The 18,747-nt window shown below is 74.4% G+C and carries 11 protein-coding genes; 3 read left to right on the plus strand and 8 right to left on the minus strand.

Annotated elements, in window-relative coordinates; all coding sequences use genetic code 11:
* The coding region (gene uvrA, locus HLB09_RS03960; RefSeq protein WP_171202107.1) for an excinuclease ABC subunit UvrA at positions 1–2,896 on the minus strand (2,896 nt) is incomplete at its 3' end.
* Positions 2,897–2,985: 89 nt separating this feature from the next.
* Positions 2,986–4,500 (minus strand): glucose-6-phosphate dehydrogenase, encoded by a 1,515-nt coding sequence (locus tag HLB09_RS03965; RefSeq protein WP_212770515.1) that lies wholly within the window; start codon positions 4,498–4,500, stop codon positions 2,986–2,988.
* A gap of 193 nt (positions 4,501–4,693) precedes the next feature.
* Between HLB09_RS03965 and HLB09_RS03970 the strand changes: the two genes are divergently transcribed.
* Both HLB09_RS03970 and HLB09_RS03975 read left to right on the plus strand, forming a co-directional pair.
* Complete coding sequence (locus tag HLB09_RS03970; protein ID WP_171202109.1) at positions 4,694–6,490, plus strand: glycoside hydrolase family 15 protein; 1,797 nt, start codon at positions 4,694–4,696, stop codon at positions 6,488–6,490.
* The gene (locus tag HLB09_RS03975) at positions 6,487–7,131 is read left to right on the plus strand and encodes an MBL fold metallo-hydrolase (protein ID WP_322790018.1); all 645 of its coding nucleotides are present in this window, start codon (positions 6,487–6,489) and stop codon (positions 7,129–7,131) included. Before HLB09_RS03970 ends, HLB09_RS03975 begins: the two co-directional genes overlap by 4 nt.
* Positions 7,132–7,294: 163 nt before the next feature.
* Here HLB09_RS03975 and HLB09_RS03980 read toward each other — a convergent pair whose 3' ends face one another.
* The 5 genes from HLB09_RS03980 to rpsA form a co-directional block, all read right to left on the minus strand.
* Entirely contained in the window at positions 7,295–8,284 is a 990-nt protein-coding gene (locus tag HLB09_RS03980; RefSeq protein ID WP_171202110.1) for a TerC/Alx family metal homeostasis membrane protein, read from the minus strand.
* Positions 8,281–9,426 (minus strand): TerC family protein, encoded by a 1,146-nt coding sequence (locus HLB09_RS03985; protein WP_171202111.1) that lies wholly within the window; start codon positions 9,424–9,426, stop codon positions 8,281–8,283. Before HLB09_RS03985 ends, HLB09_RS03980 begins: the two co-directional genes overlap by 4 nt.
* Positions 9,427–9,683: 257 nt before the next feature.
* Positions 9,684–11,792 carry an excinuclease ABC subunit UvrB gene (uvrB, locus tag HLB09_RS03990; RefSeq protein WP_281359214.1) on the minus strand — a complete coding sequence of 703 codons (2,109 nt, stop codon included), beginning with the start codon at positions 11,790–11,792 and terminating at the stop codon, positions 9,684–9,686.
* Positions 11,793–11,877: 85 nt separating this feature from the next.
* Positions 11,878–13,032, minus strand: coding sequence for a dephospho-CoA kinase (gene coaE / locus HLB09_RS03995; RefSeq protein WP_171202112.1), 1,155 nt, complete (start codon positions 13,030–13,032; stop codon positions 11,878–11,880).
* Between the two features lie 149 nt (positions 13,033–13,181).
* Positions 13,182–14,720 carry a 30S ribosomal protein S1 gene (gene rpsA / locus HLB09_RS04000; RefSeq protein WP_171202113.1) on the minus strand — a complete coding sequence of 513 codons (1,539 nt, stop codon included), beginning with the start codon at positions 14,718–14,720 and terminating at the stop codon, positions 13,182–13,184.
* A gap of 302 nt (positions 14,721–15,022) precedes the next feature.
* Here rpsA and HLB09_RS04005 point away from each other — a divergent pair, with 302 nt between their 5' ends.
* Positions 15,023–15,862 carry a class I SAM-dependent methyltransferase gene (locus HLB09_RS04005; protein ID WP_171202114.1) on the plus strand — a complete coding sequence of 280 codons (840 nt, stop codon included), beginning with the start codon at positions 15,023–15,025 and terminating at the stop codon, positions 15,860–15,862.
* A 52-nt stretch (positions 15,863–15,914) separates the two neighbouring features.
* Here HLB09_RS04005 and polA read toward each other — a convergent pair whose 3' ends face one another.
* Positions 15,915–18,590, minus strand: a complete 2,676-nt coding sequence (gene polA / locus HLB09_RS04010; protein ID WP_344552800.1) for a DNA polymerase I — start codon at positions 18,588–18,590, stop codon at positions 15,915–15,917.
* Positions 18,591–18,747: the final 157 nt, after the last annotated feature.

Raw genomic sequence — 18,747 nt, forward strand, 5'->3', positions numbered from 1 at the left:
CCGGCTCCTCCAGGCGCCGCGGGGGCGGCAGCGCGGCACCGGGCTCCTCGCGCGGCACGCCGAGCGCCTCGGCGAGGAACCGGCCGGTGTGGCTCTCGGGCACGCGGGCCACCTGCTCCGGCGTGCCCTGGGCGACGACGCGCCCGCCGCCGCCGCCGCCCTCGGGGCCCATGTCGACGACCCAGTCGGCGTTCTTGATGACGTCGAGGTTGTGCTCGATGACGAGCACCGTGTTGCCCTTGTCGACGAGGCCCTGCAGGACGCCGAGGAGCTTGCGGATGTCCTCGAAGTGCAGTCCCGTCGTCGGCTCGTCGAGGACGTAGACCGTCCGGCCCGCCGAGCGCCGCTGCAGCTCGGAGGCGAGCTTGACCCGCTGGGCCTCGCCGCCGGAGAGCGTGGGCGCGCTCTGGCCCAGGCGCACGTAGCCGAGGCCGACGTCGACGAGCGTGCGCAGGTGCCGGGAGATGGCGGGGACCGCGGCGAAGAAGTCGACCGCCTCCTCGATGGGCATCTGGAGGACGTCGGAGACGGTCTTCCCCTTGAAGTGCACCTCGAGCGTCTCGCGGTTGTACCGCGCCCCCTGGCACACCTCGCACGGCACGTACACGTCGGGCAGGAAGTTCATCTCGATCTTGATGGTGCCGTCGCCCTGGCAGTTCTCGCAGCGCCCGCCCTTGACGTTGAAGGAGAAGCGGCCCGGCTGGTAGCCGCGCACCTTCGCCTCCGTCGTCGTCGCGAAGAGCTTGCGCACGTGGTCCCAGACGCCCGTGTACGTGGCGGGGTTGGACCGCGGCGTCCGGCCGATGGGGCTCTGGTCGACGTGGACGACCTTGTCGAGCTGGTCGAGCCCCGTGACCGTGCGGTGGCGGCCCGGCACCCGGCGGGCGCCGTTGAGCTGGTTGGCCATGACCGTGTAGAGGATGTCGTTGACGAGCGTCGACTTCCCCGAGCCCGACACCCCGGTGACGGCGACGAAGCAGCCGAGCGGGAAGGCGACGTCGACGCCCTTGAGGTTGTTCTGCCGGGCGCCCTTGACGACCACCTGCCGCGCGCGGTCGCGCGGCCGCCGGCTCTCCGGGACGGGGATGGCGAGGCGGCCCGACAGGTAGCCGCCCGTCAGCGAGCTCTCGTGGTCGAGCAGGCCCTGCACCGAGCCGGAGTGGACCACCCGGCCGCCGTGCTCCCCGGCACCGGGGCCGACGTCGACCACCCAGTCGCTGGCGCGGATCGTGTCCTCGTCGTGCTCGACGACGATGAGGGTGTTCCCGAGGTCGCGCAGGCGCGTGAGCGTGTCGATGAGGCGCCGGTTGTCGCGCTGGTGCAGGCCGATGCTCGGCTCGTCGAGGACGTAGAGGACGCCGACGAGGCCCGACCCGATCTGCGTCGCCAGCCGGATGCGCTGGGCCTCGCCGCCCGACAGCGTCCCCGACGCCCGGTCGAGCGAGAGGTAGTCCAGGCCGACGTCGAGGAGGAAGCCGAGCCGGGCGTTGATCTCCTTGAGCACCGCGGCGGCGATCTGGCGCTGGCGCGCGTCGAGCTCGAGCGCGCCGAGGAAGGCCGCGCACTCGTCGACGGGCAGGGCGCAGACCTCGGCGATCGAACGGCCGCCGAGCGTGACGGCGAGGACCTCCGGGCGCAGGCGGCTGCCCCCGCACACCGGGCACGGCACCTCGCGCATGTAGCCCTCGTAGCGCTCCCGGGACCAGTCGGAGTCGGTCTCCGCGTGACGGCGCCGGATGAAGGGCACCACGCCCTCGAAGCCGGTGGAGTAGGCGCGCTCGCGGCCGAACCGGTTGCGGTAGCGCACGTGCACCTCGTGCTCGTGGCCCTGCAGCAGCGCCGTCGTCGCGCGCTTCGGCAGCGCGCGCCAGGGCACGTCCATGGAGAAGCCCAGCTGGTCGGCCAGGCCGCGCATGACCCGCTGGAAGTAGTCCGCCGAGCCCGAGCCGCTCGCCCACGGCGCGATGGCGCCCTCGGCGAGCGTGAGCTCGTCGTCCGGCACGAGGAGGTCCGGGTCGACCTCGAGGCGCGTGCCGATGCCCGTGCACTCGGGGCACGCCCCGTAGGGGGCGTTGAAGGAGAAGGTGCGCGGCTCGACCTCGTCGAGCTGGAGGGGGTGCTCGTTGGGGCACGCGAGCTTCTCGGAGAAGCGGCGCTCGCGCTGCTCGTCCTCCCCCGCGTCGACGAGGTCGACGAGCAGGACGCCGTCGGCCAGCCCGAGCGCCGTCTCGACCGAGTCGGTGAGGCGCCGCTGGACGCCCTCGCGGACGACGAGGCGGTCGACGACGACCTCGATGTCGTGCTTGAACTTCTTGTCCAGCTGGGGCGGGGTGGCGAGGGAGATCACGTCCCCGTCCACCCGCGCGCGGGAGAAGCCCTTGGTCTGCAGCTCGGCGAACAGCTCGACGAACTCGCCCTTGCGCCCGCGGACGACGGGCGCCAGCACCTGGAAGCGGGTGCCCTCGGGCATCTCGAGGAGGCGGTCGACGACCTGCTGCGGCGTCTGGCGGCCGATGGGCTCGCCGCAGACCGGGCAGTGCGGCTGACCGGCGCGGGCCCACAGCAGGCGCAGGTAGTCGTAGACCTCGGTGATGGTGCCGACCGTGGAGCGCGGGTTGCGGCTCGTCGACTTCTGGTCGATCGAGACGGCCGGCGACAGGCCCTCGATGAAGTCGACGTCGGGCTTGTCCATCTGACCGAGGAACTGCCGGGCGTAGGCCGACAGCGACTCGACGTAGCGGCGCTGGCCCTCCGCGAAGATCGTGTCGAAGGCGAGGGACGACTTGCCGGAGCCCGAGAGGCCGGTGAAGACCACCATGGCGTCGCGCGGCAGGTCGATCGAGACGTCGCGGAGGTTGTGCTCGCGGGCGCCGCGGACGATGAGCTCAGACTGCACCCGCCGATGGTAGGCGCGGCCCCCGACATCGCCCGCCGCGCACCCGGCGCCGGGAGGGCGCCGGGTGCGAGAGCCCGGGGCCCTCGCCGTCAGGCGACGGGCGGGTCGTCCCCGTCGCGGCCCTCGCCGCCGCTCCCCTCCGAGCCGCCCTCGCCCGCGGCCCGGCGGGGGCCGCGCTCGGCCGCCACCTGGGCGTCCTCCGCGCACTCGCGGGCGTCGACGTCCTCGAGGAGGCCGTGCCCGCGCGGCCCGCCGGTCCCGGCCGGGTAGGTCTCGAGCGGCACCCGCCCGTCGCGCCACGCGGCGACGACCGGCTCGAGGACGCGCCAGCACTGCTCCGCGGTGTCGCCCCGCACCGAGAGCGTCGGGTCCCCGTGCAGGACGCCGAGGAGCACCTGCCCGTAGGCCGTGAGCTCGCCCGGCGAGAGCTCGGTGCCGAGCGCGGTGCGCTCGAGCCCGAAGGCGTCGTCCTGGCCGTTGAGGTCGAGCTCGAGCGTGATGTCGTCGGGGCCGAAGCCGATCCGCAGGCGCGTCGGCGACGGCGTCCCCAGCAGCCCGGTCGGCAGGTGCGGGACGTGCTTGAAGGTGATGACGGCCTCCTTGCGGCGCCGCCCCAGCGCCTTGCCCGAGCGCAGCCGGAACGGGACGCCGGCCCACCGCCAGGTGTCGACGGCGAGGACGACCTCGGCGAGCGTCTCGGTGCCCCGCTCCGGGTCGACGCCCGGCTCGTCGGCGTACGCGCCGACCTCCTCGTCGCCGAGGCGGCCCGCGGTCCACCGGGCCCGCCGCGTGCAGGAGGCCGGGTCGCCCGAGTCCCACAGCCGCGTCGCTCGCAGGACCTCGGCCTTGCGGTCGCGCAGGTCGCGCTCGGAGATCGTCGCCGGCGGGTCCATGGCGATGAGGGCCAGCAGCTGCAGGAGGTGGCTCTGGACCATGTCGGCGAGGGCGCCCGCGCCGTCGTAGTACCCCGCGCGCCCGGCGAGCCCGAGGTCCTCGTCGAAGACGACGTCGACCCGTTCGACGTGGGTGGCGCTCCACAGCGGCTCGAAGAGCCGGTTCGCGAAGCGCAGGCCGAGGATGTTGAGCACCGTCGACTTGCCGAGGAAGTGGTCGACGCGGTGGACGTGGTCCTCCGGGACGAGCCGCGTGAGGACGCCGTTGAGCTCGGCGGCGGACGCGGCGTCGTGGCCGAAGGGCTTCTCCAGCACGAGTCGGGTCCCCCCGGGCACCTGCTCGGGCTCGAGCGACCGCAGCGCCCCGGCGGTCACGTCGGGCGGCAGCGCGAAGTAGAGGACGACGTCGCCGTCCTGCGCCGCCTCCGCGACGAGACCGGCGAGGTCGTCGTCCGCGCTGACGTCGCACGAGGCGTACCGCGTGCCCTCGACGAGCCGGTCGACCGCCGGGCCGCGGGCGTCCGCCGCCTCGGCCGCCCCGCGGACCCGCTCGGTCCACCAGTCCTGGTCGTGCTCGGCCCGGTCGGCGCCGACGAGGCGCAGGTCGAGGCCCTCCCCGTGGTGGCTGACGAGGAGGTCGGCGAGCCCGGGCAGGAGCAGCCGCGAGGCGAGGTCGCCGCCGGCGCCCAGGACGACGAGGGTGGTGGTCACGGGGCGGGGCTCCAGTCGACGCGGTCGGCGGGGCGGTGCCCGGCCGGGCGGCCCCCGGCGCGGCCCACCCTCCCGTCGTCGGCGGACGGGTGCAAGCAGCGCCGAGCCACCCGGGGTGGCTGGCGGGACCGGCGCCGCGCGAGCACGCGGGCGCCCGGAGGTCGCGGCGCCGGGCTCGTGGCAGCCTCCGCACATGCCCAGCCAGCGCATCGAGGACTACGCCCTGCTCAGCGACTGCCACAGCGCCGCCCTCGTAGGCCGGGACGGGAGCGTCGACTGGCTCTGCCTGCCCCGCTACGACTCCCCCGCGGTCTTCAGCGCCGTCCTCGGCGGTCCCGAGCACGGGCGCTGGCTGCTGCGGCCCGCGGACGGCGACGCGACGTGCGAGCGACGCTACGTCGGCGACTCCTTCGTCCTCGAGACGACGTGGACGACGTCGACCGGGGTCGTGCGGGTCGTCGACTTCATGCCCACCAACGACCAGCGCGCCGACCTCGTGCGCCGCGTGGAGGGCGTGGAGGGCGTGGTACGGATGCGCCAGGAGCTCGTCATCCGGCCCGACTACGCCAAGACGGTGCCGTGGGTGCGGCGGGTCACCGACCCCGACGGCCTCGAGGGCCTGCTCGCGGTGGCCGGACCCGACGCCTTCCTGCTGCGCGGCGGGCCCATGCCGACGGCCTCCGACCACCGCCACGCCGGCGAGTGGGACCAGGCGGCCGACGAGCAGCACGACGTCGGCCTCACGTGGTACCCCTCCTACCGGGACGTCCCGCGGCGCCTCGACGTCGGCGACCGCCTGGCGGCGACGACGGCGTGGTGGCAGGACTGGGCCGACCGCGCCGACCCGGGCGAGCACCACCCCCTCGCCGTGCGCCGCTCCCTGCTCGTCCTGCGCGCTCTCACGCACGCCGACACCGGCGGCATCGTCGCGGCGGCCACCACGTCCCTGCCCGAGGACTTCGGCGGCGAGCGCAACTGGGACTACCGCTACGTGTGGCTGCGCGACGCCGCCCTGACCCTCGAGGCGCTCCTCACGCACGGCTACCGCGAGGAGGCCGAGGGGTGGCGCCGGTGGCTGCTGCGAGCGGTCGCCGGGGAGCCGGAGGACGTGCAGATCATGTACGGCATCGCGGGCGAGCGGGAGCTCCCGGAGCGCGAGCACGACCACCTGCCCGGGTACGAGGGGTCGCGGCCGGTGCGCACCGGCAACGGCGCCGTCGACCAGTACCAGGCCGACGTCCTCGGCGAGGTGCTCGTGGCGCTCGACCGGGCGCGCCGCGAGGGCGTCGCCGAGGACCAGTTCTCCTGGCCGCTCCAGCGCGCGCTCCTCGGCTTCGTCGAGGAGCACTGGCAGCGCAAGGACCACGGCATCTGGGAGATGCGGGGCGAGCTCCAGCACTTCACCCACTCGCGCGTCATGGTCTGGGCCGCGCTCGACCGGGGCGTGCGGGCGGTGCGCGAGGGGGGCATGGAGGGGCCGGCGGAGCGGTGGGAGGAGCTGCGCGAGCAGGTGCGCGCCGAGGTCGAGGAGCACGGCTGGGACGCCGGCCGCGGCACGTACACGCAGGTCTACGGCTCCCCGCAGGTCGACGCCTCGCTCCTCATGCTCCCCCAGGTGGGCTTCGTCGCCGCCGACGACCCGCGCATGCTCGGGACGGTCGCCGCCATCGAGGAGGACCTCCTGCGCGACGGCCTCGTCCTCCGCTACGACACCGGCCCGGGCCTCGACGGCCTGGCCGGCGACGAGCACCCCTTCCTCGCCTGCTCCTTCTGGCTCGTGGAGCAGTACGCGCGCAGCGGGCGCGTCGACGACGCCCACGCGCTCATGGAGCGCTGCCTCGCCTGCAGCAGCGACCTGGGCCTGCTGTCGGAGGAGTACGACACCGGGGCCGGGCGCCAGGCCGGCAACGTGCCCCAGGCCCTGTCCCACCTCGCACTGGTGCGGGCGGCCGACGCGCTGGGCGACTGCACGCCCGGGGGACGGCGGTGACGGACGGGGCCCCGTCCGACGGGCTGGTGGCCGACGGGCTCGTCGCCGCCCGGCTGTCCTCCGCGCGGGTGTCGGCGATGGACAACGCCTGCTACCTGCTGGAGTGCGCGGCGACGGGCCGGCGGCTGCTCGTCGACGCCGCCGACGACGCCCCCCGGCTGCTCGCCCTCGCGGACGGGCGCGTCGACGCCGTCGTGACGACGCACGGCCACTGGGACCACCACCGCGCGCTCCCGGACGTCGTGGCGGCCACGGGCGCGCAGGTGCTCGTGGGGGCCGAGGACGCCGCCGACCTCCCCGTGCCCGCGGACGTCCTCCTGCGCCACGGCGACGTCGTCGCGGTGGGCGAGCTGCGGCTCGACGTCGTCGGGCTGCGGGGCCACACCCCCGGCTCCGTCGCCCTGGTGCTGCACGACCCGGGCGGCCGCGTGCTCGCCCTCACCGGCGACGGCCTCTTCCCCGGCGGCGTCGGGGCCACGGGCGGGGACGCCGGGCGCTTCACCCGCCTGCTCGACGACGTGGAGCAGCGGATCTTCGCCGTCCTGCCCGACCGCACCGAGGTCCTCCCCGGCCACGGCGAGCCGACGACGCTCGGGGCCGAGCGGCCCTCCCTCGCCGACTGGCGCGCCCGGGGCTGGTGACGGAGAGCCGATGGAGCGGAGCCGGTGACCGGGAGCCGGTGACCGGGGGCTCCTGAGGCGCCCGCGCACGGCCGGGTCCGCGTCCGACGGGGCGGCGCTCCGGGCACTGGCTCGGCGCGCCGTGGCCACACCGCGCTCGGTGCGGGGCGGCGGCCCGCACCCGTCAGCCGCGGGCGGCGGCCCGCTCGCGGCGACGGCTGACGGCGAGCGAGACGACCGCGGTCGTCCCGAGGATGACGACGATGGCCGTCAGCGAGAGCCAGATCGGGACGACCGGCGCCCACTCCACCGGCTCGCCGCCGTTGAGGAAGGGCAGCGAGTTCTCGTGCAGCGCCTCGAGGATGAGCTTGACGCCGACGAACGCCAGGAGCACGGCCAGCCCGATGTCGAGGAAGACGAGCTTCTTCAGCAGGTCGCCGACGAGGAAGAAGAGCTGGCGCAGCCCCATGAGGGCGAAGATGTTGGCCGTCAGGACGATGTAGGGGTCCGACGTCAGCCCGAAGATCGCCGGGATGGAGTCGAGGGCGAAGAGCAGGTCCGTCGTCCCGAGGGCCACGAGGACGAGGAGCATCGGCGTGATGGCGCGGCGCCCCGCCTCCCGCACGACGAGCGTCGGGCCGCGGAAGTCCTCCGTCACGGGCAGCACCCGCCGCACGAGCCGGACGAGCCGGTTCTCCTCGAACTCGTCGTCGTCCTCGCCGCTGCCGCGCACCAGCTGCACGGCGGTGAAGAGGAGGAAGGCGCCGAAGAGGAAGAACACCCAGCTGAAGGCGGCGATGAGGCCCGCCCCGACGGCGATGACGGCGGCCCGCAGCACGAGCGCCAGCACGATGCCGATGAGGAGCGCGTTCTGCTGGAGCTCCTTCGGCACGGCGAAGCGCCGGAAGATCAGCAGGAAGACGAAGAGGTTGTCGACGGACAGCGAGTACTCGGTGAGCCAGCCGGCGAAGAACTCCCCCGCCGCCTGACCGCCGCCGAACCACCAGACGCCGAGGCCGAAGACCACGGCGGCGGCCACGAAGCCCGCCAGGTGCAGGGCGCTCTCCCGCGTGCTCGGGACGTGCGGGCGGCGTCGGCTCAGCAGCACGTCCGCCGTGAGGAAGAGGACCGCCGCGGCGATCGTCGCGCCCCACACCCAGGCGGGGACGCTCATGCGTCGCGACCCTCGCGGCCGTCACGCCCGCCGGCGCCCGCCGGGGTGTCGTCCGGGACCTCGTCGAGCGCACCGCCCTCGCGCTGGCCCTCGCCCACCGGCCGCCGGGTGGCCGACGGCGCCTCCGTCGGTCGGTTCGCCCCGGCCTCGTCGGCGTCGGCCCGGGCCGCCGTGCGCTTGTTCTCCCGCAGCGAGAGGACCGTCGTGATGCCGAGGGCGACGACGATGAAGAGCAGCGACAGCCACGTGGGGACCTCCCACACGGGCACGTGCTCGCCGCCGTTGATGAAGGGCAGCTCGTTCTCGTGGAGGGCGTGGAGCAGCAGCTTCACGCCGATGAAGCCGAGGATCGCGGCGAGGCCGTAGTGCAGGTAGACGAGGCGGTCGAGCAGCCCGTCGATGAGGAAGTAGAGCTGGCGCAGCCCGAGGAGCGAGAAGGCGTTGGCCGTGAAGACGAGGTACGGCTCCTGGGTCAGCCCGAAGATCGCGGGGATCGAGTCCACGGCGAAGAGCAGGTCGGCGCTGCCGATGGCGATCATGACGATGAGCAGCGGCGTGACGAGGCGCTTGCCGTCGACCTTCGTCGTGAACTTGTCGCCGTGGTACTCGTCCGTCGTCGGCAGCACCCGTCGGGCCAGGCGCAGGACGGCGTTCTCCTCGAACTCGTCGTCCGCGTGGGAGTCCGTGCGGCCCGCCTTGGCCTGCACCCACGCCGTGTAGATGAGGAAGGCGCCGAAGATGTAGAAGACCCAGGCGAAGTTCTCGATGACCGCCGTCCCCGCGGCGATGAAGATCGTGCGGAAGACGAGCGCCAGGGCGATGCCGATGAGGAGCACCTTCTGCTGGTACTCCCGGGGCACCGCGAAGCTGCTCATGATGAGCACGAAGACGAAGAGGTTGTCGACCGACAGGCTCTTCTCGGTGATGTAGCCGGCGAAGTACTCCCCGCCGAAGGTGCTCCCCGAGACGACCAGGACGCCGAGGCCGAAGAGGACGGCGATGCCGATGTAGGCCGCCGACCAGACGGCGGCCTCCTTGATGCTGGGGCTGTGCGGCGTCCGCACGTGCACGACGAAGTCGTACGCGATCATCGCGACGATGCCGGCGACGGTGATCGCCCACACGTAGAAGGGCACGTCCATGGTTCCTCCGGTTGGCAGAGCTGCTCGACCGGAGGTCTCTCCCGCCCGGCCGCCTCGCGGCGCGGACCGACGGCCCCGGAGCGCCGCCGGCGGGCCGGGGAGGCGTCGTGATGACGAGACCGTCGCGCAGGGATACTCCCCTCCTCGACCCCGCGAGTATGGGGCCGCGGCCGCGGGGGCGCCAAGCCGGTCCACCGCGACGCGCCGGGCGGGTCCCCAGAGCGCCGCGCGCCCGCCCTCCCGGCAGGGAGGGGCAGTCAGGCGGTGGCGGCCTGCATCCCCCGCAGCTCCTTCTTGAGGTCGCCGATCTCGTCGCGCAGCCGGCCGGCCAGCTCGAACTGCAGCTCCGTGGCGGCGGCGTGCATCTGGTCGGTGAGCTGCTGGATGAGGTCGGACAGCTCCGCCGCCGGCATGGCCGCCAGCCGCTCGCGCCGGCCGTCGTCGTCGCCCCCGCGCGACGCCATGCCGGGCACCGGCGTCTTGCCGCGCGACTGCTGGCGGCCGGCACCGCCGAGGAGGGCCGCCGTGTCGGCGTCCTCGCGGGCGAGCATGTCGGTGATGTCGCGGATCTTCTTGCGCAGGGCGGTCGGCGTGATGCCGTGCTCGCGGTTGTAGGCGAGCTGCACCTCGCGGCGGCGGTTGGTCTCGTCGATGGCCAGCGCCATCGACGGCGTCACCGTGTCGGCGTACATGTGCACCTGCCCGGAGACGTTGCGGGCCGCGCGTCCGATGGTCTGGATGAGCGAGGTGCCGCTGCGCAGGAACCCCTCCTTGTCGGCGTCCAGGATGCTGACGAGGGAGACCTCCGGGAGGTCGAGGCCCTCGCGCAGCAGGTTGATGCCGACGAGGACGTCGAACTCGCCCTGGCGCAGCTCGCGCAGGAGCTCCACCCGGCGGAGCGTGTCGACCTCGGAGTGCAGGTAGCGCACCTGGACGCCGTGCTCCAGCAGGTAGTCGGTGAGGTCCTCGGCCATCTTCTTCGTCAGCGTGGTGACGAGGACGCGCTCGTCCTTCTCGGTGCGGCGGCGGATCTCCTCCAGCAGGTCGTCGATCTGGCCCTTCGTGGGCTTGACGACGACCTCGGGGTCGACGAGCCCGGTGGGCCGGATGATCTGCTCGACGTAGCCGTCGCCCCGACCCAGCTCGTAGGCGCCCGGCGTCGCCGACAGGTACACCGTCTGGCCGATGCGCTCGAGGAACTCCTCCCACTTGAGCGGTCGGTTGTCCATGGCGCTGGGCAGGCGGAAGCCGTGGTCGACGAGCGTGCGCTTGCGGGACATGTCGCCCTCGTACATGGCCCCGATCTGCGGCACCGTCACGTGGCTCTCGTCGAGCACGAGGAGGAAGTCCTCGGGGAAGTAGTCGAGCAGCGTGTTGGGGGCCGTGCCGCGCTCGCGGCCGTCGACGTGCCGGGAGTAGTTCTCGATGCCGGAGCAGGAGCCGACCTGGCGCATCATCTCGATGTCGTAGGTGGTCCTCATCCGCAGCCGCTGCGCCTCGAGGAGCTTGCCCTGCTGCTCCATCTCGGCGAGGCGCCCCGCCAGCTCCGCCTCGATCGAGGCGATGGCGCGCTCCATGCGCTCGGGCCCGGCGACGTAGTGGGTGGCGGGGAAGACGTACATCTCCTGCTCCTCGGCGACGACCTCGCCGGTGAGCGGGTTGAGCGTGTAGAGCGACTCGATCTCGTCGCCGAAGAACTCGATGCGGAGCGCGAGCTCCTCGTACACGGGGATGATCTCGACCGTGTCGCCCTTGGCGCGGAAGGTGCCCCGGGTGAAGGCGAGGTCGTTGCGGGTGTACTGCATCCCGACGAAGCGGCGGAGCAGCTCGTCGCGGTCGACCTGCTGGCCGACGTGCAGGCGCGCCATCCGGTCGACGTACTCCTGGGGCGTCCCCAGGCCGTAGATGCAGGACACGGAGGCCACGACGACGACGTCGCGGCGGGTGAGGAGCGAGTTGGTGGCCGAGTGCCGCAGCCGCTCGACCTCGTCGTTGATCGACGAGTCCTTCTCGATGTAGGTGTCCGTCTGCGGGACGTACGCCTCGGGCTGGTAGTAGTCGTAGTACGACACGAAGTACTCGACGGCGTTGTTCGGCAGCAGCTCGCGGAACTCGTTGGCCAGCTGCGCCGCGAGGGTCTTGTTGGGCGCCATGACGAGGGTCGGCCGCTGGAGCTTCTCGATCATCCACGCCGTGGTCGCGGACTTGCCGGTGCCCGTGGCGCCGAGGAGGACGACGTCCTTCTCCCCCGCCTCGACGCGCCGCGCGAGCTCGGCGATGGCCGTCGGCTGGTCGCCGCTCGGCGAGTACTCCGACACCACCTCGAAGGGGGCGACGCGCCGCTGCAGGTCGGTCACCGGTCTCATGGGGTCAACGGTAGGCCCGCCCACCGACAGCGGCCCCGGGAGGAGGGCCCCGACGCCGGCCCGGCGCTCGCCGACCCGGCGCCTGCTACCGGCCCGCGCGGGACCGCTCGAGCGCGGCGGCGATCCAGGGCCCCTTGCGGCTCGCGTACTCGTCGACGGAGCCGTGGGGCTCCGCGGCCAGCCGCGCCTTGAGCGCCGCGTACGCCTCCCGCTCGCCGGCGTCCCGGCGCAGGAGGTCCCGCAGGGCGAGGACGTCCCCCGTCTGGCCGCCCGCCGGGCGCACGTGGCAGTTCACGGGGCGCCCGGCGTCGGCCTCCGCCGCGAAGGCCTTCGGCAGCCGGCTCCCGTCGGGCCGCTCGTCCCACCACTCCCCCGGCGGGCGCACGAGACCCGCGGCCCGCAGGTCGTCCGCGACGGCGCCCGCGGTGGCCAGGTCGCGGGTGACCACCTGCACGTCGAGGACGTCCTTCGCCGCCAGTCCCGGCACCGCCGTCGACCCGACGTGCTCGACCGAGAGCGCCCGGTCCCCCGCCGCCCGCCGCACGCGCGCCAGCAGCCGCTCCGCCTGCGCCGGCCAGGTCGGGTCGTAGGGCACGAGGACCGCGTGGTCAGGCCGCGGCGCCCGCTCCCCCGCCCGCAGGTGCGCCTCGAAGGGCACGAGCCGCTCGCGCCACAGGGCGTCGACGCCCCGCTCGAGGTCGGCCGCCGCCCGCGAGTTGTCGAGCACGACGTCGGCGGCCGCGCGGCGCTCCTCGTCGGAGGCCTGCGAGGCGGCCCGGCGGCGGGCGTCGTCCTCGGCCAGGCCGCGGCCCTCGACGAGCCGGCGCACCCGCACCTCGAGCGGGGCGTGGACGACGACGACGAGGGGCCACTCCGCGCCGCGGCCGGTCTCGACGAGGAGGGGGATGTCGTCGACGACGACGGCGTCCGCCGGGGCGGCCGCCACGAGCTCGTCGCGGCGTGCCCGCACGAGCGGGTGGGTGATGGCCTCGAGCGCCCGGCGGCGGCCGGCGTCCGCGAAGACCACGGCGCCGAGCGCGGGCCGGTCGAGGGCGCCGTCGGGGCCGAGGACGCCCTCGCCGAACTCGCGGGCGACGGCGGCGAGGCCCGGGCTGCCCGGGGCGACGACCTCGCGGGCCAGCGCGTCCGCGTCGACGACCACGGCCCCCAGCGCGGCCAGGCGGCGCGCCGCCGTGCTCTTGCCCGCCCCGGTCCCGCCCGTCAGACCCACCCTCAGCACGCCGCCGACCCTAGGCGCCGCCCGGAGCGGATGGGCCGGTCGCTCGTGGGAGCGGCCCGGACGCGCCGAGGGGGCCCGGCGCCGGAGCGCCGGGCCCCCTCGGGCCGTGCGGTGGTGCGGTGGTGCGGTGGTGCGGTGGTGCCGGAGCGTCAGCTGCCGGCGCCGGTGAGCTTCTCGCGCAGGGCCGCGAGGGCCTCGTCGGAGGCCAGCGTGCCCTCGCCGCCGCCCGAGGAGGGCGCCGGGGAGGAGGAGCCGCGCTCGTCGCGGTCCGCGCGGTCGCCGCGGTCGGAGGACGACGGGCCGCCCGAGGAGTAGGACGTCGCCGGGGCGTCGCCCGCGGTGACGGCCTCTGCCTCGGCCTGGCTGGCCGCCGAGACCTGCGCCTTGTGGGCCTCCCAGCGCGCCTGGGCCTCGGCGTACTGCCGCTCCCACTCCTCGCGCTGGGTCTCGAAGCCCTCGAGCCACTCGTTCGTCTCGGGGTCGAAGCCCTCGGGGTACTTGTAGTTCCCCGCCTCGTCGTACTCCTGCGCCATGCCGTAGAGCGACGGGTCGAAGTCGTCGCTGCTCGGGTCGACGCCCTCGTTCGCCTGCTTGAGGGACAGCGAGATGCGCCGACGCTCGAGGTCGATGTCGATGACCTTGACGAAGATCTCGTCGCCGACGCCGACGATCTGCTCCGGCACCTCGACGTGGCGCACGGCCAGCTCGGAGATGTGGACCAGGCCCTCGATGCCCTCCTCCACGCGCACGAAGGCGCCGAAGGGGACGAGCTTGGTGACGCGGCCCGGCACGACCTGCCCGATGGCGTGCGTGCGGGCGAACTGCTGCCACGGGTCCTCCTGCGTCGCCTTCAGCGACAGGGAGACCCGCTCGCGGTCCATGTCGACGTCGAGGACCTCGACGGTGACCTGCTGACCGACCTCGACGACCTCGGAGGGGTGGTCGATGTGCTTCCAGGACAGCTCGGAGACGTGCACGAGCCCGTCCACGCCGCCCAGGTCGACGAAGGCGCCGAAGTTGACGATCGACGACACGACGCCGGAGCGGACCTGGCCCTTCTGCAGGGTCTGCAGGAAGTTGTGGCGGACCGCCGACTGCGTCTCCTCGAGCCACGCGCGGCGCGAGAGGACGACGTTGTTGCGGTTCTTGTCGAGCTCGATGATCTTCGCCTCGAGCTCCTGGCCCACGTAGGGCTGCAGGTCGCGGACGCGGCGCATCTCGACGAGGGAGGCGGGCAGGAAGCCTCGCAGCCCGATGTCGAGGATGAGGCCGCCCTTGACGACCTCGATGACGGTGCCGGTGACGACACCCTCCTCGTCCTTGATGCGCTCGATCGTGCCCCAGGCGCGCTCGTACTGGGCGCGCTTCTTGGACAGGATGAGCCGGCCCTCCTTGTCCTCCTTCTGGAGGACCAGGGCCTCGACCTCGTCGCCGACGCCGACGACCTCGTTGGGGTCGACGTCGTGCTTGATCGACAGCTCGCGCGAGGGGATGACGCCCTCGGTCTTGTAGCCGATGTCGAGGAGCACCTCGTCACGGTCGACCTTGACGATCGTGCCGCTGACGATGTCGCCGTCGTTGAAGTACTTGATGGTCGCGTCGATCGCGGCGAGGAAGTCCTCGGCCGTGCCGATGTCGTTGATCGCGACCTGCGGCGGCGTGGTCGTGCGCTCGGTGGTGGTGGTCATGAAGTCGTCGGGCTCCGATGCGGGCGGGGGATGAGGGGCGGCCCCGCGCTGCGCGGCACCACCTCGTGGTCAGGTCCTGCGCTCGACCGGCGCGGACCGCGACATCGGCGCCGCGGGCCGGTCGGGCCGATCCGCTGCGAGGAGGACGTGTGCCGCGCGCTGGACGCGCGCCCGTCAAGAGTACGCGGGCGTTCTCCGGGGGGTCAAAGGGGGACGGCGACGGCCCTGGCCGCCGTCCCGGGGCGGTCGGCGGCGGTGCCGCGGTGGTCCCCGTGCCGCCCGCGGTGCGCGAGCATCGCGGGATGGACCCCGAGGTGGACGCCCCCTCCCCCGCGGCCGGACCGGCGGTGCGCAGCGCGCTCGCCGCGGCCGGCTACCGCGACGTCGGTGCGGCGGCGTCCGTGCGCGCCAACCGCGGCTGGTGGGACGAGGCGGCGCCCGGCTACCTCGCCGAGCACGGCGAGCACCTGGGCGACCGCGAGCTCGTGTGGGGCCCCGAGGGGCTGCGCGAGGCGGACGCGCGCCTGCTCGGCGACGTCCGCGGCCGACGGGTGCTGGAGGTCGGCTGCGGGGCGGCGCAGGGCAGCCGGTGGCTGGCCGACGAGGGCGCCGAGGTCGTCGGCCTCGACCTCTCGGCCGGGATGCTGGCGCAGGGGCGTCGCGCCGACCCCGCGGTCGCGCTCGTGCAGGCCGACGCCGCGCGCCTCCCGCTGGCCGACGCGTCGGTGGACCTGGCGGTGTCCGCCTACGGCGCGCTGCCCTTCACGGCCGAGCCCGAGCGCGTGCACGCCGAGGTGGCCCGCGTGCTGCGTCCCGGCGGCCGGTGGGTCTTCAGCCTGACCCACCCGGTGCGCTGGGCGTTCCCCGACGACCCGGGCGAGGCCGGGCTGGTCGTCACGAGCTCGTACTTCGACACCACGCCGTACGCCGAGACGGGCGAGGACGGCGAGGTCCTGTACGCCGAGCACCACCGCACGCTCGGACAGCGCGTCCGCGAGGTCGTCGGCGCGGGCTTCCGCCTCGTCGACCTCGTCGAGCCGCGCTGGCCCGCCGGCCGCGACGTGGTCTGGGGCGGCTGGAGCGCGCTGCGCGGGCGGGTCCTGCCGGGCACGGCCGTCTTCGTCTGCGACCTGCCGGGCTGACCCCGCCGGTCGCCGGACCTCGCCGCCGGGCCGCCGCGCCGGGGCCGGTGCCTCAGTGGCCCGCCTCGTGCCACGACGTCCCGACGCCGACGGACACGTCGAGCGGGACGCTGAGCTCCGCGGCGCCGCCCATCTGTGCGCGCACGAGCGCCTCGAGGGCCTCGCGCTCCCCCGGCGCCACCTCGAGCACGAGCTCGTCGTGGACCTGCAGCAGCATCCGCGAGCGCAGGCCCTGCTCGGCGAGCGCCTGCTCGACGCCGAGCATGGCGACCTTGATGACGTCGGCCGCCGACCCCTGGATCGGCGCGTTGAGCGCCATGCGCTCGGCCATCTCGCGCCGCTGCCGGTTGTCGCTCGTGAGGTCGGGCAGGTAGCGGCGGCGACCGAGGATGGTCTCCGTGTACCCCGTGGTCCGCGCGGCGTCGACGACGCCGCGCAGGTAGTCGCGCACGCCGCCGAAGCGCTCGAAGTAGTCGTCCATGAGCCCGCGGGCCTCGTCGACGCCGATCCGCAGCTGGCGGGAGAGCCCGAAGGCCGACAGGCCGTAGGCCAGGCCGTAGGACATCGCCTTGATCTTGCTGCGCATGGCCGGCGTGACCTCCGCCGGCTCGACCTCGAAGACGCGGCTGCCGACGAAGGAGTGCAGGTCCTCCCCCGACCGGAAGGCCTCCACGAGCCCCTCGTCGCCGGACAGGTGCGCCATGATCCGCATCTCGATCTGGCTGTAGTCGGCCGTCAGCAGGCTCTCGTAGCCCTCGCCGACGACGAAGGCCTGCCGGATCCGGCGGCCCTCCTCGGTGCGGATGGGGATGTTCTGGAGGTTCGGGTCGGTCGACGACAGCCGTCCCGTGGCCGCGATGGTCTGCTGGTACGTGGTGTGGATGCGCCCGTCGGGCGCCACCGTCTTGAGCAGGCCCTCGACCGTCTGCCGCAGCCGGCTGACGTCGCGGTGGGCGAGCAGGTGCACGAGGAAGCCGCTGCCGGGCTGCCCGTCGGTCTTGACGAGCAGGTCGGCCAGCGCCTCCGCGTCCGTCGTGTACCCGGTCTTGATGCGCTTGGTCTTCGGCATCCCGAGCTGGTCGAAGAGGACCTCCTGCAGCTGCTTCGGCGAGCCGAGGTTCACGCGGCGGTCGATGACGGCGTACGCCGCCTCCGCCTGCTCCTCGACCGCCGCGGCGAACTGCTGCTCGAGCGCCTCGAGGTGGCCGCGGTCCGCGGCCACGCCGCGCGCCTCCATGCGGGCCAGCACGCCGACGAGGGGCAGCTCGAGCTCGGCGAGCAGGGCGGTGCCGCCCCGCTCGGCCAGCTCGGCGGCGAGGACGGAGGAGAGCTCCACGACGGCGGCCGCGCGCACGGCCGCCGCGGGCGCCGGGTCGGGCGGGCCGTCCCCGTCGACGTCGAGCGACAGCTGGTCCTCGGCGGGCGCCTCCGGCTCCTCGGCGCGCAGCTCGCGGTGCAGGTGGCGCACCGAGAGGTCGGCCAGGTCGTAGGAGCGCTGGTCGGGCCGGCACAGGTAGGCGGCCAGAGCGGTGTCGTCGACCAGACCCGCCAGCGGGAGGCCCGCGCCCGCGAGCGCCTGCAGCGGGCCCTTCGCGTCGTGGAGCACCTTGGGGCGCCCGGCGTCCGCCAGCCACGCGGCCAGCGCGGCGCGGCCCTCGTCGTCGAGCGCTCCCTCGTCCTCGCCGTCGCCGCCGAGGGGCAGCCACGCCGTCGCGCCGTCGGCCGACGCCAGCGCCACGGCGGTGGCCAGGCCGGAGCCGGCGCCCCAGCGCCCGAGCACGTGCAGGCCCACGAGCTCCGGCCCGCGGGCGGACAGCCACGCGCCGACCTCCGCCCCGCGCGGCCGCTCGACGGTGACGCTGAAGCCCTCCTCCGCCTCCGGCTCGGGGGCCGTGAGGGTGGCGAAGAGGCGGTCGCGCAGGACGCGGAACTCGAGGGAGTCGAAGACGCGGTGGACCTCCTCGCGGTCCCACGCCGCGACGACGAGGTCGTCGACGACGACGGGCAGGTCGAGGTCGGCGACGAGCTGGTTGAGCCGGCGGTTGCGCAGCACCTGGTCGAGGTGGTCGCGCAGCGACTGGCCGGCCTTGCCCGTGATCCGGTCGACGTGGGCGACGACGCCGTCGAGGCCGTCGTGCGCGGCCAGCCACTTGGCGGCCGTCTTCGGCCCGACGCCGGGCACGCCCGGGAGGTTGTCGCTCGTCTCGCCGACGAGCGCCGCCAGGTCGGGGTAGCGCTGGGGGCGCACGCCGTACTTCTCCTCGACGGCGTCGGGGGTCATCCGCACGAGGTCGGAGACGCCCTTGCGCGGGTAGAGCACGGTGGTGGCCTCGTCCACGAGCTGCAGCGCGTCGCGGTCGCCCGTGGACACGAGCACCTCGAAGCCCTGCGCGCGGGCCTGCGTCGCGAGGGTGGCGATGACGTCGTCCGCCTCGAAGCCCTCCTTCTCCACGACGGGCACGCGCAACGCGGCGAGGACCTCCTTGACGAGGCCCACCTGCCCGGAGAACTCCGTGGGCGTCTTGGCGCGGCCCGCCTTGTACTCGGCGTACTCCTGGGCGCGGAAGGTGTCGCGGGACACGTCGAAGGCCACGGCGACGTGCGTGGGCGCCTCGTCGCGCAGGACGTTGATGAGCATCGACGTGAAGCCGTAGACGGCGTTGGTGACCTGGCCCGTCGTCGTCGAGAAGTTCTCCACGGGCAGGGCGAAGAAGGCGCGGTAGGCCATCGAGTGGCCGTCGACGAGCAGGAGCCGCGGGCGCGGGCCGCCGTCACCGGGGGCGTGGGGCGGCGCGGCGTCGGCCTCCAGGGGCGGCGCGACGAGCGGGTCCTCGCCCGTGTCGGCGGCCGCGGCGTCGGGGCGGAGGAGGGCGCTGTCGCTCACG

This window comes from Pseudokineococcus marinus (genome assembly GCF_013004605.1).
GTDB lineage: Bacteria > Actinomycetota > Actinomycetes > Actinomycetales > Quadrisphaeraceae > Pseudokineococcus > Pseudokineococcus marinus.